The sequence below is a fragment of the Verrucomicrobiaceae bacterium genome (assembly GCA_016713035.1).
Classification (GTDB): domain Bacteria; phylum Verrucomicrobiota; class Verrucomicrobiia; order Verrucomicrobiales; family Verrucomicrobiaceae; genus Prosthecobacter.
Map to the genome: position 1 here is coordinate 628,395 of JADJPW010000001.1, position 16,037 is coordinate 644,431.

Genomic DNA, 16,037 nt, shown 5'->3' on the forward strand with positions numbered 1-16,037 from the left:
GGGCAGAGCCAACGCACCAAGGGCCGCGACGCAAACTTCTCGGTTGGCAACTCATCGCCGGCATGGTCGCCCAAAGTCTGCACGCTTGCGGCAGCCTACAGCAGATCATCGGTCGTTATTTTGCTGTGCGCATCAGGCTCCGCGGCGCTAAGCCAGCGTCGTTTGAAGATATCCACCCCAAGCTTTCGATGCCTGCATGCGCCACTCCCTGGTGCCGCTAGCCTGTGAGCAGCGGCATCCAGCGTGTTTTTTCGCCGGGCTGCGCTTGGTCGGCATCGACGGTGGGCAGTGGAACCTGCTTAACACCGTGCAGATCAACGCCCAAGTGCCCAAAAGCCGCAGTCGTCGTGCGCAGGCAGCCTTTGCCAAGCTCTCCATGAGCACGCTGGTCGAGCCTCGGCACCCATGCACCGCTGGCCGTATCGATGTCACTGGGTGCGCTCAATGAGAAATCGCTGGCCGATCCGTTGCTCGCCGCGCTACCAGCTCGCAGCCTGCTCATCGCCGACCGCTATTACGGGCAGGCTCCGATGCTCAAAGAACTGCAAAAACATTCGCAGCGCACGCAGAGTCACTTTTTGGTCCGAGTGCGGCAAAAGCTCTCCGTGCGAGTGCAAAGCGTGCATGCCGATGGCAGTGCGGAGGTGGTGGTGAGTCTGCGCGAGCGTGAGAGCCCATGCGCAGACTCGTCAACAACAGCTCCGTCCAAAGCTGACGAGAAGCAGACACCCGAGGCGAACAAAGCGCGGGGCCGCCCGCGCAAACATCCGCCGATGCGCCAGAGCGAGTTGCCAGTGCGCGAGATCGTGGGGCGAGTGCGCAACGCCGCTGGAGAGTGGGTGAAGGTGCGGCTGTGGACGAGCCTGAGCGTGCAGCAGGGCAGTGCGCGTGAGTTGTTGGCGTTGTATGCGAAGCGCTGGGAACAGGAAGTCTTTTACAAAGAACTCAAGCTCGTGCTTCACGGAGGGCATTTGCTCAGCGCACAACGCACCGAGACAGCACAGCAAGAACTTGCCGCGCTCCTCATCGCCAGCTCACTGGTGGCTGAGGAGCGACTAGCCTGCGCACAGAGCAGTGAGGATGAAGAAGTCCGGCAGGCAGGAGCGCTGCGCATCAGCATGAGCCACTGTTTGAGCACACCGTAGCGCTGCTACTGGTGCTGGAGGCAGCGCAGGGCCTCATGGACGAGGCGGCACAAGGAGTGCTGGTGCGCCGAGTGCGAGAGCAAATCGCCCAAGCCGCGTTGCCAGCGCGACGAAGACGTAGTTGCCAGCGCAAGGTGCGACAGCCCGTGAGCAAATGGCCACGCCTGCTCTCGACCTCTTCTCTCCAAGCCAGCGACGATCTCATCATCGACCCTTTTGCTTAGCGGCATTGGGTCTAGTTGTTGGCAGAAGCTGAGTCCAACGGGCTTGCGGTTCACCAAGAGAAGATAGTCACAGCGCCCCAACTTCAGCGACACCTCACGAAGTGCGATACCGACCGAGGCGGAGGGATCGAAGACCTTGGAGTCCTGAACGGCCCAGCATGGCGTCGATGGTTTGGCGGGCTTGCTGTTCGGGGAGGGCGGCCATGCGGGAGTTTCCCTATCCAAGCAGGGGATGGCACGGATGGCAAGGCTTTGGGACGAGGGGTAGCAAGGGCCTCTAGAAGAGTGTCTGGGCGGTGTGGCGGCTCGGGAAAAAGAGCTGCCGGTGGGCTGGGGTGCAGGTCTCGGTGAGGGCACCGTCATCTCACCGTGCGGGCAACGTCAGCTCACGGTGTGGGCAGTGTCAGATCACGGTGTTGGCAAAACGGGCGAATCTGTGGACAAAACGGGACGTTTTCCGGGCAAAACGGGCGGATCTGTGGACAAAACGGGACGTTTTGTGGGCACGGTGAGATGACCCCCTGGGCACTGTCAGGTGACTCCCTGGGCAGAGTGAGATGACTCCCTGGGGCAAACAGGTCCATGTGCGGACACCGTCAGATGACTCCCAGGGCACCGTCAGGTGACTCCCTGGGCAAAACGGGCGAATCTGTGGACAAAACGGGACGTTTCGTGGGCAAAACGGGCGAATCTGCGGGCAAAACGGGACGTTTTGTGGGCACGGTGAGATGCATGTCTGGGCACTGTCTGGTGACTGCCTGGGCACGGTGAGATGCATCCATGGGCACCGTCAGATGACTGCTTGGGCTCTGCGGGGCGTTGGGTGGGCAAAATGGGCGGTTTCGCGCAGCAATCTGGCGATTTCGCGTGGCAATCGGGCGGTTTCGCGTAGCTTTCCGGCCGTGGCGCAGTGGTGGGCAGGTCGGGGAGGGATCGCCAGAGGGGCCAGTTGCGCAGCAACTGGGCTACTTTTCACGACTGGGGGCGGGCTCAGGTAAGTTGCCGAGTTGCTGTGCAACTCGGGGTTTCATCGCCAGAGGGGCCAGTTGCACAGCAACTGGGCTACTTTTCACGACTGGGGGCGGGCTCAGGTAAGTTGCCGAGTTGCTGTGCAACTCGGGGCTTCATCGCCACAGGGACCAGTTGCACAGCAACTGGGCTACTTCACGACTGGGGCGGGCTCAGGTAGTTGCCGAGTTGCTGTGCAACTCGGGGTTTCATCGCCAGAGGGGCCAGTTGCACAGCAACTGGGCTACTTTCCAAGACTGGGGGCGGGCTCAGGTAAGTTGCCGAGTTGCTGTGCAACTCGGGGTTTCATCGCCAGAGGGGCCAGTTGCACAGCAACTGGGCTACTTTCCATGACTGGGGGCGGGGCTCAGGTAAGTTGCCGAGTTGCTGTGCAACTCGGGGTTTCATCGCCAGAGGGGCCAGTTGCACAGCAACTGGGCTACTATTTCCAGATCCAGCGGAGGGTGTCGGGGAGGATGGAGCCGCCGTGCTTCATGTTGTGGGTGCCTTCGCCCATGACGAATGTGTAGTCGTAGCCGGCAAATTTCAGCGCGGCGGCCATTTCTTGATTGGCGAGGGGCCAGTTGCCGAACTGGTTGTCCAAGTCGTTGCTGCCTTCTTCCAAAAAGACTTTTAGGGGCTTTTTCTCGGTCTTGCGGATCAAGGCGGGATAGACGTGGCCGCCGCGGATGTTGGTGAAGCTGCCGATGTGGCTGACGACCTTGCGGAAGGCGTCTGGACGCTCCCAGGCGACGGTGAAGGCGCAGATGCCGCCGCTGCTGTTGCCGCAGATGGCGCGGCCATTGGGGTCGGTGGTGAGGTTGTAGTTTTTGGAGACTTCTGGGAGGATTTCATCAATGAGGAAGCGGGCATGGGCATCGCCGAGTGAGTCGTACTCGAAGCTGCGATTGCTGCGGGGCTTCTCTTTGTCGTTGGCGGCGGGAAAGGTGCCTGGTTGGATGAAGATGCCGATGGTGACGGGCATTTCGCCTTTGGCGATGAGGTTATCAAAGACGACGGGGGCCCGCAGTTGGCCATCGGGCTTCACGAAGCCGCCGCCGTCGCAAAAGACCATGACGTTGGCCGGTTTGGCGGCGTCGTATTGAGAGGGCACATAAATCCACCAATCACGCGTGGTGCCGGGATAGACCTTGGAGGTGGTGAATGGGGGCATTTGGGTCACTTTGCCCTGGGGCACGCCTTTTTGTACCTCGGAGTCGGGGCCGAGCTTGTACTGATCATCCTGCGGTGCGGCTGGGAGGGTGATGGTGAGGAGGAAAAAGGCGGTGAGGAGCTGTTTCATGAATAGGGGTCATAGCGAACGCCCCCGATGGATTCCATCTTGCAGCACGCAGCTCCCCCACGCACTGTCTGGACATGGAAACGACTCTCCCAAAAATTCACGAAAAACAACCTGTCGCTGTCGAGCTGCCTGCGGGTGATCACTGGTGGTGTGCCTGCGGCCTCAGCGGCCATCAGCCGAGCTGCGATGGCTCGCACAAGGGCACGGGTTTCGGGCCGAAGAAATTCACACTGCCGGAGGCGAAGAAAGTCTGGCTGTGCAACTGCAAGCACACGAAGAATCCGCCTTTCTGCGATGGCTCGCACAAGGCTCTCTGAGCGGAGCTTTTGCTAACGCACCATCATCCAGATGGTGCTGGCTCCATGGCCGGGGGGGAAGTCCACGACGGGCTTCAGCCGATTGAAGTCGGTGGTGCGGCGTTTGGTCTTCGCGCAGAGACGTGCTTGGCGCTCCAGGGTGACGGGATCGAGCTTGGTGCAGTTGGTGGAGAGGAGGATGGCGCAGGTGGGGCCTGCGATCTCGAGCGCGGCGAGGACGAGGTCCTCAAAGTGCTGCTCGATCTGCCATAAGCGCCCCTGGTGCCCGCGTGAGTAGGTGGGCGGATCGAGCACGATGGCATCAAAGCGCTCGCCCCGGTGCCCGAGCTTTGGCAGCAGCTCGAGGGCATCCTCTGCGAGGAATCGGTGGCGTGCCTCTGGGATGCCATTGAGGGTGAAATTCTCGCGCCCGCGATCCAGTGATTTTCTGGATAAATCCACACTCACGGTCTCTGCGCCTGCGAGTGCGGCAACGACGCTGAAACTGCAGGTGTAAGCGAAGGTATTGAGCAGCCGCTTGGGGCGTGCTGCGTGCAGTTTGGCACGGTTCGCCCGCTGATCGAGGAATAGGCCGTGGCTGTAGCCAGCGCCGAAGTCCAGTGCATATCGGATACCTGCCTCTGTGACCACCGTGGTCAGTGGCAGGGCGGCATCTCCACGGCGCAGCACAGGGGCGATGCGGTCGGCATTTTTCAGCGGCAAAAAGCGGGTAAAGACGCGTGCTGGTGCCCATGGGCCGGGGCTGCACCATGCGTCCAGGGCTGCGGCGAGCTCATCGAGCGCCGCATCATTCTTGTGGGAGATCATCACATCCTCTCCGAGCCGCTCTACCCAGCCCTCGGAGCCAGAGGCTAGGCGGTGTGCACGCGTGCCCGCTGCCTCGATGGCCGCCATGTCCTCTGGCGTGATCCAGAGCGCAGGTTGGACAGGTGGGCGGCGGTGGGGGGATGGATTCACAGGTGGTTAGCCTGTCGCAAGATCTCGACGTGAGCAATGAAGCATGCTTCTGCGGATTTGAAAAAGCGCATGATCCGCCCGATGGAGGGCACCGGCTCTGAAAGAACCCAGGCCACCAACTAGTTTCGATCACATCATGATGAAAAATATCCTCTCCACTTTCCTCCTCGCCGCTGCACTGCCTGCCACCGCGCAGGAGATGAAGAAGCTCGATATCCGATTCGATGACATGGCAGCAGGTGCGCCGCCGGAGCAGGTCTTTGTGATCGACGGCAATATCCAGATCGCTGAAAAAGACGGTGGCAAGGCCCTGGTCATCGACCCAGGGACCGAACTGGTGGAGGGAGCCGCCCAACTCGGCGACTCTGCTGCTGGGAATGCCAGCGTGCAGGTCAAAGTGTTGGCGAGCAAGCAAGGGCGCAGCACGCCGCGTTTCGGCATCAGTGTGCATGGCATGAGCGGCTACCGCTTCTATGTGAATCCCGCGAAAAAGCAGCTGGAGCTCATCAAAGCGGATCAAACCGTGGCCTCTGCCCCCTTCATCTGGAAAAGTGATGCGTGGCTACACCTGAAGCTAGAGGTCAAAAAAGCCGCTGGTGACGCATGGTACATCACCGCTAGCGCCTGGCCCGCTGCGGACACCGCTGCACCTGCCGAGCCCCAGCTCAAGCACAGCGACAAGGGACTCAAAGGACAAGGCAAATGCACGCTATGGGCCACGCCCTTCAGCGGCAAGCCCGTGTACTTCGATGATGCCCATGTGGAGGTAGAGACAGCGCCTGCTGCTGCGAAGTAAGCGCTACGACTGGATCAGGCCGTCATGAGGCGGCCATGCTTTGGCACGCTGGGTCGTTTGCTGGCATCTTTGAGGTGTGCGGTGACGAGGTCGATGAAATAGCGCACAGGAGCATCATCGCGGTCCTCAATGGTCGCATTTTGGAAGCTGGCGAGCGCTTTGTCGTTCTCGCCCTGGCGATACTGCACCACCCCCTGCCAGAAAGCATCACGGGCGCGGGCATCTGCCTCTGGCAGGGTGCCTTTTTCAGCCAGTAGCTCGTAGATCTCACCGAGTGGCTGCCCACTGGCGGTGTAGAGCATCTCCAGAGGCCGCACCTCGATGCTGTCCTTCACCTTTGCGTAGGTGCGTGGGGCGATGAGGACGCGGGAGCCGTAGATGCCATTGAGCACGCTGAGGCGGTCGGTGAAGTCGCAGGCCTCGCCGCTGGCGCTGAAGCTCTGAAAGTCCTCCATGCCCAGCAGGCCGCACATGGCCTCACCTGTATTCAAAGCCACGCCGAAGCGTGCCTTCACACCACAGAGATGCTCTGACTCACGGGCGAGGGCGCTGAGCTGTGCCCGCAGTGCAGCAGCTACCTGCGCGGCATGCAGTGCATGGTGCTCATCCGCATGGGGGTAGCCGAACAGCGCACGTATGCTGTGTGCATCACAGTCATCGAGATACCCGCCGCGTGTGACGATGAACTCCGACACACCGCGCTGGAGGATGCTGATGAGGCTCTCGTATTTTTCACCGTCTGTCTCAGAGCCGAGCTCGGTCGGATTGAGCAGGCGGCAGCTCAGGATGGTGAGCTCACGCTTTCCAGTGAGCTCGGCGGGCTTATCCCGCTGCACCAGCTCATCAAAGGCCTGCGCGGAGATACGGCCCGCAAAGAGACCGCGCATGATGTGTGCTCTGCGACCATTCAGACTGCCACTGACGGCGATGGCGGCGATCCCAGCTCCCCAAATGGCCGAAATGCCAGAAACAGGCTCAAAGAGCGTGCCGGTGAAAACCAGGATGAGTCCGAGTGTGCGGGTCAAAAATGTCGCTGCGAGCAAAAAGGCCAAGCGTGGCCAGTTCGCGGGCATCTCGATGCAGACCCAGGCTGAAACGAAGGCCATGAGCGTGTAGTAGCCGTATTGCAGCATCTTCCCATGCCACAAGGGCTCCTCCACCGCGAAGATGCGTGCATACAGTGCATCAAACCAACGTGCGACATCCGCGAAGAAGCCTAGCTCATAGAGAGCCAGTAGCGGGATGCAGATCAAACAACCGATGAGGATGGCTGCGGTGCGATTTCGATTCATGGGGACTGGGGAGTGCGGTTTTGACGATGGGGAATGGGTAGCAGAGGCATCAGGCGGCAGCAGCAGCAGGCGGTGCGGCGTCTTCCACCGTGGTGGCTTCTTCCTGTGGTGGGCGGCAGGCTTGGACCACGAGCTCACTCAGGTAGGAGTCTGTATTGGCGATGGCGGATGCGGGGATGTCGAATTCATCATTGTCCGTGCCGCGTGCGACGAGCGTCAGGCCAAAGGGGTAGTCTTTAAAGAGCTTCTGACACATGCTGGGCACATCCAGCCCCTCTAGCAAGGCACGGCGGGCGATGGCCGTGATGGCCTCTGCATCGAACCGCAGGAGAAAGCCGTGCTCACGATCAAACCGCTCCACAAAGGCATTCACCTCCCCTGTATGCGCAGCGCTGAAATCATGGACGATGCGGGATGCAGCCTCACGGCAGCGATGCATGGCCGCAGCGGGTTTTTCGATCAAAGCGGCGTCGATCTCGATCTCTGGCAGACCCAGGCTGGGCAGCTCGAATTTAAAATCCCGCAAAACACGCTCCCAGGCTGTGACTAGGCCGCGTGCGCCCGTTTTCTCCTCCGCAGCTCGTTTCGCGATGAGATGCAGTGCATCGTCGGTGAAGGTGGCTTTGACCCCATAGGCACCGAATTCACGCTCATACTGGCGGATGAGGCTGCCCTCAGAGGTTTTCATGATGTCAAAGAGGTCCCCCGCACTCAGCGGGTCACAGACGACTCGCACCGGCAGACGACCGATGAATTCTGCCTCGAATCCGTAGTCGATGAAGTCCTTCGTGGCAGACTCACGGAAGAGGTGCTCGACCGGTGTGCGCTCACCATCAGCCTGCGGTGACGAAACCGATCGCCTTGCGGTTCGTGCGGCGCTCGATGAGCTTTTCCAGGCCACTGAAGGCACCACTGACGATGAAGAGGATGTTCCGCGTATTGATGATCTCGCGGCCGGTGCGGCCTTTACGCGTATCAAACATCATCTGCATCTGGCTGCGGATGTCATTCTGAGCGTAGAGTGGCACCTCTGTCTCCTCCATGATTTTCAGCAGCGCGGTCTGCACGCCGCGCCCGCTGACATCACGTCCGAGCTTCTCCGTGCCGGAGCAGAGCTTGTCGATTTCATCGAGATAAATGATGCCATGCTCCGCCAGCTCGATGTCGCCATCTGCTTTGTAAACGAGCTCGCGGATCATGTCGTCCACATCAGCGCCGACATAGCCGGTTTCGCTAAATTTGGTGGCATCCGCCTTCACGAAGGGCACACCGACGAGATCGGCGATGTGTTTGACGAGATAGGTCTTTCCCACGCCGGTGGGGCCGATGATGATGACGTTTTGCTTGGAGAACTCCAGCGGGGTGCCATTGGGATTCGCCTCCCGGTGCTCACGCAGCATGCGAGCGTGGTGGTAATGGTCACAGACAGCCGTGGCGAGCACCTTCTTGGCCTCATCCTGGCGGATGACGAAGCGGTCCAGATGGTTCTTGATGTCGATGGGCTTGAGATTGAACTCAAAGCGGGCGCTGTTATCCGGCTGCGGCTCGGCGTCAGCGTTTTTATCGTCGCCATCCTTTGCGGGGCGCGGGCCTTCGATCCGGGTGAAGAGCACCTGCCCACCGAGCGTGTTCTTGATGAAGTCCTCCAGCTTGGTGGTGATCTCCTCCGGGGAAAAGGGCTTCGGACCATCCGGCGGCGGTGGCGGCTCAGCCTTTGCCACCGGCTCAGATGCGGGGGAATCTGGTGCGGGCGGTGAATCAGGCGGGGAATCTTGCGTGGGGGCGCTCATGGAGGCTCAATTTAAGTGAAGTTCGTTGCGGAAGCGATGCAGCAGACTGGAAGAAAGGCGGAATCCATGCCTTTGAAGCTCTTCCATGGCACTGTCAAAATCGAGTTGCCCTTTGCGATGCGCCTCCGCGACCAGCGCCGCCAAACCGCGCACTTTCAGGCCTAGTGCCTGAGCAATTGCTCGACCTGAGCGTTCATCAATCAGGAGGAGCGATTCGGAGCGGTACTGCCAAGCTAGGCTGATGGCAGCAGACTCACCTGGGTCCAATGACACGGTTTCAGGCAAAATCGCTTGGGGCTCCTCTACCGCTATAAATGAGGGTAATTGACCACTGAACACCCGGCGAAGCTCCAGCGGAGCCTCTGGGTGCAGGCATTCATCGAGCACTTTCTGCGGCAAAATAACGTGCCCGAAGAAACTCTTCAATAGTTCCAATTTTCCGATCAAGGCCAGATAACAGAGAACCGATGTATCACTAATGACCGTCATGCCGAGAGTGAAGTGAGCTCATCTGCCATGTTCGACTCATCGTAGGAAGGCCAGGCTCCCATTTCAGAGAGAAATCGCTGGGTCGCCCAACGAGAATCTAGACAGAGCAACTCACCGACCTGGGCCATCGAAAGGACTCCACGGCGATAGGCACTCACCGCGACCCCCTCCAAAGCTGCACGGTTCAGATCTAGCAGACGCTCCTGGAGAGGCGCACGCAGAGCTTCAGGAATGGATATTTCGATATTCATATGGGTAAACATGCGGCATGTGCGGCAGCCTGACAAGCACGGTCCGTTCCCAAGGCAAAATCCGTGCTTGCAAAGGGAAGACGGCCCCGCATTATCCGCCCCCCGCGAGTTCCCCCCCACAGACAATTCGCCGTTGGTCTCCGAGCCACGTATTCTTTCAGAATGCGCTGGATGCTCGCCCGGAGGTAACCCGGCCAAATCCTACAACATCCCATGTCCGCACGTCTTGCCCGCTTCGAGATGCCGAACCGCCTCGTGAAAAACGAAGCCACGGCCACCGAAACCTACGCCCAGTTCGTCGCCGAGCCTTTTGACAAAGGTTACGGTCACACCATCGGCAACTCCATCCGCCGCGTCCTGCTTTCCTCCCTGGAAGGTGCCTCCATCACTTCCGTGAAAATTCGCGGTGTGGAGCATGAGTTCTCCACCCTCCCTGGCATCGTCGAAGACGTCGTCCAGATCGTCCTCAATCTGAAGAAGATCAAATTCCGCCACAACAGCGAAAACAAAGAGCCCCGCCTGCTCTCCATCCTGGTGGACCGCGCTGGCGTCGTCACTGCGGGTGACATCAAAGAGGACAATCACTTTGAAGTGATCAACAAAGACCAGGTCATCTGCACCATCGACAAAAAGACCAAATTTGAGGCCGAATTCGAAGTCCGCGTGGGCCGTGGTTTCTCCACCTGGGAAGAAAACAAGCGCCAGGACACCCCCATCGGCGTCATCCCCATCGACAGCATCTACAGCCCTGTCACCCGCGTCAAATACGCCGTCGAAACCACCCGCGTCGGTCAAAACACCGACTATGACAAGCTCGTGCTCGACGTGTGGACCGATGGCCGCATCACTCCGCAGGATGCCCTTCTCCAATCCGCCGCCATCCTCCGCCACCACCTCGACGTCTTCGTCAACTACGACGACAAAGCCATCGAGTTCGAGGCCGCACCAGAAGCCCAGAGCGAGGAAAACGCCGAGCTGCGCAAGCTCCTCAACATGAGCGTCAACGAGATCGAGCTCTCCGTCCGTGCCGCGAACTGCCTCAACAACGCCAACATCACCAGCGTGGGCCAGCTCGCCATGAAGACCGAGTCCGAGATGCTGCGCTACCGCAACTTCGGCAAGAAATCCCTCACCGAGATCAAGGAAAAGCTCGCCGAGCTGGGTCTGTCTCTCGGCATGAAGTTCGACCCTGCCCTCCTGGAGCCCATCCCTGGTGGCGTCAGCCTCCTGGCTCGCAGCAGCATGATCGCAGAAGACGAGGACGACCTCGCCGACGCCGCCGGCTTCACCAAGCTCGTGGACAGCAACTTCAGCGACGACGAAGACGAGTAATCACACCCGCACCCGCAAACCACCCCTCACATAGATCACTTAGAAAAGGAAAGACTGTAACAGGACATGAAACACGGAAGGAAAACCATCAAACTCCAGCGCAAGCAGGACCACCGCGACGCTTTGCTGATGAATCTCGTGTGCTCACTCATCGAGCACCGTCGCATCCGCACCACGCTCGCCAAAGCCAAGGCCGTGCGCCCCTTTGCCGAAAAAATGGTCACACTCGGCAAAAACGGCACGCTGCATGATCGCCGCAACGCCATCAGCTACCTCCGCCACCCCAAAGTGGTGAAAGTGCTGTTTGACGAGATCGCCACGGCATCCAAAGACCGCAACGGAGGCTACACCCGCATCACCAAGCTCGGCCAACGCCGCACCGACTCCGCCCCGATGGCCTACATCGAATGGGTGGACGCCTTTGTGCCAAAATCCGCCGCTGCCCCTGCTGCTGAGCCTGAAGGCGAAGCCGCTCCAGAAGGCGAAGAAGCCGCTGCCGCCGCACCCGCCAAAAAGAAAGCTCCGGCCAAGAAAAAAGCCGCTGCTGCTGAAGGCGAAGAGGCTCCTAAAAAGAAGCCAGCCGCTAAAAAAGCCGCCAAGAAGAAGGAAGACTAATCCCTCCCTCTTAGCAGACCCCATCCACAACAGCGCGGGAGCCCTTCAAACGGCTCCCGCGTTTTTTTGCACCCACAATTCAGGGGAGGCCAGCAGATTATCTCAGAAACCCAATCTGTGGGCTTCCCTGAATCTTGTATGTGGAGCAGTCCTGATTCCTGGCTGCGGGAGAATTTCTGGAACTTATTTCGGGAGATCGCAGAGGTGCGCAGAGATGAATGTCATCTAAGCTTATGCTTTTGCCTGCTTCTCAGGTTCGGCAGCTAAGTGACATTCCATGCCACACGGTGGTGCGTCCGTGGGTACCTCGACCTCGGGGGCTGTGTCACTCACCGTGATCGGCAGCAGGGAGCGATACAGGCTGCCGGGGCGGCCTTTGCGCACCTCATGCACGACGGCGTGGCCTTGGCGGATCATGCGATTGAGGAAGGTCTTCACCTCTTTGTCACCCGGCCAGCGCTGGGTGAGGGCCTTCACGCGGCTTTAGAAGTCCTGCGGAGCAAAAGGGCGGCCTCCGGTCGCGGCGAGGCATTCCTTCAGCACCTCCTCACGCGGGCGTTCGGGTGCTTTCGTCGTGAAAACGGGCGTGGCAGCCATCACCGCCACAGCAGGCTGCGGCACGCTCAAAGGGCTGCTGCCGCTGCTACCGAGCTGGAGCTCCTCCAGCAGTGCCCGCACCTTCCGCACTATCTCCAGGTCCGCCATGAGCTTTGCCTCCAGCTTCGCCAGAGCATCCGGGTGAGATCAGCCGCAGTCATGCCGCAAAGGATGTCTATTGCAAATGGAAGGCTATTGAGCCAGTCGTAAAACCTCTGCGGAACTCTGCGGCCTCTGCGGTTCAATCCGTGGGCTACCGCCGAGAGCGCAGAGTTCCGCAGAGTGAAAAAACGGAGGAACAGAGGGGTTTTGCAACTGGCTTTATTGGAATGCTGAATGACACATGCGCTGCCGCTTCCAGCTCAGACCCGGCGAGAGTCCCTTTTACGACGCTTGTGCTCTCCAGTGCTCCAGAATGGCTTCGGTGTATGCGATCTCCCGCGCCCAACCGAGCTTTTGAAAACCAGCCAAGGATCGTTCCAGGATCGCGAGTCCTTTCTGCTGCTCTCCAGCGGCGCAGAGGAGCCGCCCGAGATCCAATCCCACGAAACTGATGCCGTCGAGGCGGCCAAGTTGGAGATTGATGGCATAAGAAGCAGCTAAGTGCTCATAGGCCGCCTGCCACTCCTGCTTTTCGACTTCGATTTTCGCGATCGACCAGAGGGCATTCGCCTCGCCATCCCTATCGCCCAGTTCCTCGAAGATGCCCAGCCTCTCCTGGTGCAAGGCCAGCGCCGCGTCCACCTCGCCCTTGTCGGCGCGAATCCGCGCGATGTCGCCCAAGGTCACCGCTCGCTCGCGCTTGTCGCCCAAGCCCTCGAAGATGCCCAGCATCTCCAGGTGCAAGGCCAGCGCCGCGTCCACCTCGCCCTTGGCGGCGCGAATCCGCGCGATGTCGCCCAAGGTCACCGCTCGCGAGCGCTTGTCGCCCAAGCCCTCGTATACCTCCAGCTCTTCCTGGTGCAAGGCCAGCGCCGCGTCCACCTCGCCCTTCTTGGCGCGAATCCGCGCGATGTCGCCCAAGGTCACCGCCCGCGAGCGCTTGTCGCCCAAGCCCTCGAAGATGCCCAGCATCTCCTGTTGCAAGGCCAGCGCCGCGTCCACCTCGCCCTTGGCGGCGCGAATCCGCGCGATGTCGCCCAAAACGACCGCCTTTTCGCGCCCCTGAGGCAGCAAAGCATCGGCGGCTTGGAAGTGTTTCAATGCCTCGTCTGGCCGACCTTGCTGAACCAAAGCGCGTGCATGAGTGATCAGCGTCGCCGCGTGGTCGATGCCGCCAGTCGAGTGGCCGTCACTGAGACTCTGGAGTGCTCGTTCAAGCAAACCGCCCGCTTTTTGGACATCTCCCACCTGCGTGAGCCTCTCCGCAGCCGTGCGCAGCAAATCAACAGAGGCCGCTACTCCTGCCTGATCCAAAATTTCCATCACCTGTGCCGCCCAAGCGGCGGCGAGTTTGTATTCGAATTGCTGAGCCAAAAAACGTAAGGCACCCGCTACGCAGGCAACAAGAACACGCGGCTGCTGGGCCAGCAGAGCGAGGCGTGTCAGTTCAAAGCTCTGGAGGGAGCCATGCTCCTCGTTTCCACCTTCTGCACCCCAGCACTCGAAGAGGGACTCCACGCTGACGGTGGTGAGGTTGATGTTTTCTTCATCGGTCAATTCACCGGCCAGGGGCTTCACGAGAGCGTTCAGGGCCAGGGCGCGTTGCTGGTGGTCATGCAGGTCTTCAAAGACCTCCCAGAGACCGAGGGCGAGTAGGCGGGGGATGGCGTGCTCGTCTGCGCCGACGGCGGTGGCGAGGGTTTGCATCACGGGGACTGGCACCGGAAGCTGGAAGAGGGTGGAGGCACGCAGCAGCTCACGTGCAGGCGCAGTCAGGAGGCCGATGAGGGAATGAATGGCGAGATTTTCCAAGAACTGCCGAACGCGGTCTTCCTCCGGTGACTGACCGGTCTGGGAATACGTCTCCATCTGCTCCAAGCAGGCATCGCACTTCGGCGGGGACTCCAGGCAGAGGCTGTGGAGCAGGTCTTGCAGGCCAGGATTGCCCTGGGCGGCAGCGGTGATGCGCTCCAGGCGATCCACCAGGGCGGGAAGGTTTTGCTGCTGCGTGAGGGTGAGTGCGGTCTGCTGGCGCAGCTTGGCCCAGAGCTGTTTGCGGGATTCGCGGCCGGTCATGCCGTGCAGCGGCACTTTCAGTAGGCGATCCGTCATTTCCTGGCCGCTGCTATCTAGCAGGCTGAACTCGTAGCGGCAGGTGAAGAGCAGGCGGGAGTCGGTCTCTGCCGTTTGAAAGGCACGGATGAGGCTGCGGAGGGCGGGGACAAGCTCCGACTTTAACCGATGAGGGGCATCCGCTACGGCCTCCAAGGCCTGCTCGAAGTCATCGACGATGAGCAGCACGGGACGCGTGCCGGGCTTCTCTTGGCAGCAAGGCCCCTCTAGCAGTGCGGGGAGGGCGGGAAGGAGCAAGGCGGCATCCTGCTCCACACGCGGCAGCCAGTCGCTCACCAGTGCTGTGACCTCCGGTGTGCTGATGCGCTCGCGGAAGGCACTCAAGATGGAAGCGGCATCATAACGGCCAAAGAGTACCAGCACCTCATGCGTGTGCTCCAGCCGCCGCGCCACACGGGCAGCGAGGCTGGACTTCCCCTGGCGGCCCATGCCATGGATGATAACACCAGCATGGCGCTGGGCGGAAGACGCACGGAACTCACGCAAAAGAGTCTGCACCTCTCGCCGACGGCCCACAAACTCCGCCTCACCAGCGACGGGCACTTTTTGGCCTTTCACGTCGAGGAAGGTCTTCGCCGCCTGGCCGCGACCCATGAGTCGATGGGGGCCGCCCGCTGTGGCAAACACGCCACCGCCTTTCGCCTCCAGGTACAGCCGCGCGAGATGCCAGTCCCGCGCGGCAGGGCTGCCATCCGGCGACTCGGGCAGGCTGTCATGATCGGCTAAAGCCAAGCGAGCGGAACCGAATGCCTGCGCTAGCTCCATGCCCTCCGAGAGCTGCCGCAGCAGGAGCGATGAAAACAGCGCGGCCTCATGATCCAGCACTGGCGCAGCCCAACCGAGCACGGCCCGTGCTCCCAAGCGCACGAGCGACTGGGCCAGCGAATCGAGCACGGCATGGGACTCCGCCGTCTGGCAGGCGGAAAGAAACAGCAGCCGTGGATGATGCGCGGCGAGCCGCTGGCTGAGCTTCGCCGCAGTGACGTAGGCCACATCACCCACCTCGTCCTCCAGCAGCAGGCCCGGCTCTGGCTGCAAACTGCCATGGCAGGAAATCTGCACCACCTCTGGCTGCTCCCGCGCCACGCAGGCGGCTAGCAGATCGAGCGTGCCACTCTCCTCGACCACGAGATCGAGGCCGAGGCCCTTCGTCGCATCCAAGATGGCTGTTTCCTCGTCCTCGTAGTTCAGATTATCCGCCCCATGGGGTGCGGCGGCCATGAAAACCACGCCCAGACGATGCGGCGCAGCAGGAGAAGGCGTCTGCGCTTTGCCAATGCGGCGAATCACCGTCAGGCCGACATCCGCGCGAAGTGCGAGGTGCTGCCCATGCAGCGCCAGCAGCTCCCAAGGCGCATCCAGGAAGGCTCGCGCCTTTTCCGAGCTATCCAGCTTCCCCACGATCATCTCCACGATCATCGGCGCACTACCCGCCTCCAGTACTCGCGTGGCCTGGCCCGTGCTGCCCTCCAGCCAAGTGGTCATCTGCTGCCCCAGCGCCAACAAACCGGCTGCGTTATCCTTTTTCGCCAGTGCGAGATGCTGCGCCGCCCACTCGCGTAGCTGCTTCACTGCAATGTCATCCAAACGAATGTCCTCTGACACATGGCCCGCTGGGCAGCGAAGTTGGATGAATTCACCTTCGAGTAGGAGCGTGGCATGGGGAGTGATCATGAGGATGCTCAC

Annotated in this window: 17 protein-coding genes; 7 read left to right on the plus strand and 10 right to left on the minus strand. The window is 60.7% G+C overall.

The genetic code is table 11. The features are described from left to right. Positions 1 to 196: 196 nt before the first annotated feature. From IPK32_02635 to IPK32_02645, 3 genes are read left to right on the plus strand one after another with little or no spacing between them, the layout of a single operon-like run. Entirely contained in the window at positions 197 to 448 is a 252-nt protein-coding gene (locus IPK32_02635) for a hypothetical protein (GenBank protein ID MBK8090911.1), read from the plus strand. Beyond that, on the plus strand, positions 426 to 1,145 hold the full coding sequence (locus IPK32_02640; protein MBK8090912.1) for a transposase: 720 nt from the start codon (positions 426 to 428) through the stop codon (positions 1,143 to 1,145). Before IPK32_02635 ends, IPK32_02640 begins: the two co-directional genes overlap by 23 nt. Before the next feature lie 11 nt (positions 1,146 to 1,156). After that, positions 1,157 to 1,369 (plus strand): hypothetical protein, encoded by a 213-nt coding sequence (locus tag IPK32_02645; protein ID MBK8090913.1) that lies wholly within the window; start codon positions 1,157 to 1,159, stop codon positions 1,367 to 1,369. A gap of 1,450 nt (positions 1,370 to 2,819) precedes the next feature. Here the strand turns inward: IPK32_02645 and IPK32_02650 are convergent. Next, positions 2,820 to 3,680 (minus strand): esterase family protein, encoded by an 861-nt coding sequence (locus IPK32_02650; GenBank protein ID MBK8090914.1) that lies wholly within the window; start codon positions 3,678 to 3,680, stop codon positions 2,820 to 2,822. A gap of 74 nt (positions 3,681 to 3,754) precedes the next feature. On the opposite strand from IPK32_02650, the gene IPK32_02655 reads away from it, so the two are divergent. After that, the gene (locus tag IPK32_02655; protein MBK8090915.1) at positions 3,755 to 3,997 is read left to right on the plus strand and encodes a CDGSH iron-sulfur domain-containing protein; all 243 of its coding nucleotides are present in this window, start codon (positions 3,755 to 3,757) and stop codon (positions 3,995 to 3,997) included. Positions 3,998 to 4,009: 12 nt separating this feature from the next. Here the strand turns inward: IPK32_02655 and IPK32_02660 are convergent, their stop codons facing one another. Then, positions 4,010 to 4,954, minus strand: a complete 945-nt coding sequence (locus tag IPK32_02660) for a class I SAM-dependent methyltransferase (GenBank protein ID MBK8090916.1) — start codon at positions 4,952 to 4,954, stop codon at positions 4,010 to 4,012. Between the two features lie 136 nt (positions 4,955 to 5,090). Here IPK32_02660 and IPK32_02665 point away from each other — a divergent pair, with 136 nt between their 5' ends. Continuing rightward, the gene (locus tag IPK32_02665) at positions 5,091 to 5,750 is read left to right on the plus strand and encodes a hypothetical protein (protein ID MBK8090917.1); all 660 of its coding nucleotides are present in this window, start codon (positions 5,091 to 5,093) and stop codon (positions 5,748 to 5,750) included. A 14-nt stretch (positions 5,751 to 5,764) separates the two neighbouring features. Here the strand turns inward: IPK32_02665 and IPK32_02670 are convergent, their stop codons facing one another. From IPK32_02670 to IPK32_02690, 5 genes are read right to left on the minus strand one after another with little or no spacing between them, the layout of a single operon-like run. Next, complete coding sequence (locus tag IPK32_02670; protein MBK8090918.1) at positions 5,765 to 7,042, minus strand: hypothetical protein; 1,278 nt, start codon at positions 7,040 to 7,042, stop codon at positions 5,765 to 5,767. A gap of 49 nt (positions 7,043 to 7,091) precedes the next feature. Then, on the minus strand, positions 7,092 to 7,952 hold the full coding sequence (locus IPK32_02675) for a hypothetical protein (protein ID MBK8090919.1): 861 nt from the start codon (positions 7,950 to 7,952) through the stop codon (positions 7,092 to 7,094). After that, positions 7,876 to 8,832 carry an AAA family ATPase gene (locus IPK32_02680; GenBank protein ID MBK8090920.1) on the minus strand — a complete coding sequence of 319 codons (957 nt, stop codon included), beginning with the start codon at positions 8,830 to 8,832 and terminating at the stop codon, positions 7,876 to 7,878. The genes IPK32_02675 and IPK32_02680 overlap by 77 nt, the downstream gene beginning before the upstream one ends. A 6-nt stretch (positions 8,833 to 8,838) precedes the next feature. Continuing rightward, positions 8,839 to 9,321 carry a DUF3368 domain-containing protein gene (locus tag IPK32_02685; GenBank protein MBK8090921.1) on the minus strand — a complete coding sequence of 161 codons (483 nt, stop codon included), beginning with the start codon at positions 9,319 to 9,321 and terminating at the stop codon, positions 8,839 to 8,841. Next, complete coding sequence (locus IPK32_02690) at positions 9,318 to 9,572, minus strand: UPF0175 family protein (protein ID MBK8090922.1); 255 nt, start codon at positions 9,570 to 9,572, stop codon at positions 9,318 to 9,320. The genes IPK32_02685 and IPK32_02690 overlap by 4 nt, the downstream gene beginning before the upstream one ends. Positions 9,573 to 9,785: 213 nt before the next feature. Between IPK32_02690 and IPK32_02695 the strand changes: the two genes are divergently transcribed. Further along, positions 9,786 to 10,904, plus strand: a complete 1,119-nt coding sequence (locus IPK32_02695; GenBank protein MBK8090923.1) for a DNA-directed RNA polymerase subunit alpha — start codon at positions 9,786 to 9,788, stop codon at positions 10,902 to 10,904. A gap of 66 nt (positions 10,905 to 10,970) precedes the next feature. Further along, positions 10,971 to 11,519: a 50S ribosomal protein L17 gene (rplQ, locus tag IPK32_02700; GenBank protein ID MBK8090924.1), complete on the plus strand. Its 549-nt coding sequence runs from the start codon at positions 10,971 to 10,973 to the stop codon at positions 11,517 to 11,519. A gap of 231 nt (positions 11,520 to 11,750) precedes the next feature. On the opposite strand, the gene IPK32_02705 is transcribed toward rplQ, so the two are convergent. The 3 genes from IPK32_02705 to IPK32_02715 form a co-directional block, all read right to left on the minus strand. Beyond that, positions 11,751 to 11,996, minus strand: coding sequence for a hypothetical protein (locus IPK32_02705; GenBank protein MBK8090925.1), 246 nt, complete (start codon positions 11,994 to 11,996; stop codon positions 11,751 to 11,753). A 6-nt stretch (positions 11,997 to 12,002) separates the two neighbouring features. Continuing rightward, complete coding sequence (locus IPK32_02710) at positions 12,003 to 12,224, minus strand: hypothetical protein (GenBank protein ID MBK8090926.1); 222 nt, start codon at positions 12,222 to 12,224, stop codon at positions 12,003 to 12,005. A 276-nt stretch (positions 12,225 to 12,500) separates the two neighbouring features. Next, the gene (locus tag IPK32_02715) at positions 12,501 to 16,025 is read right to left on the minus strand and encodes a CHAT domain-containing protein (GenBank protein MBK8090927.1); all 3,525 of its coding nucleotides are present in this window, start codon (positions 16,023 to 16,025) and stop codon (positions 12,501 to 12,503) included. Between the last annotated feature and the right edge of the window lie 12 nt (positions 16,026 to 16,037).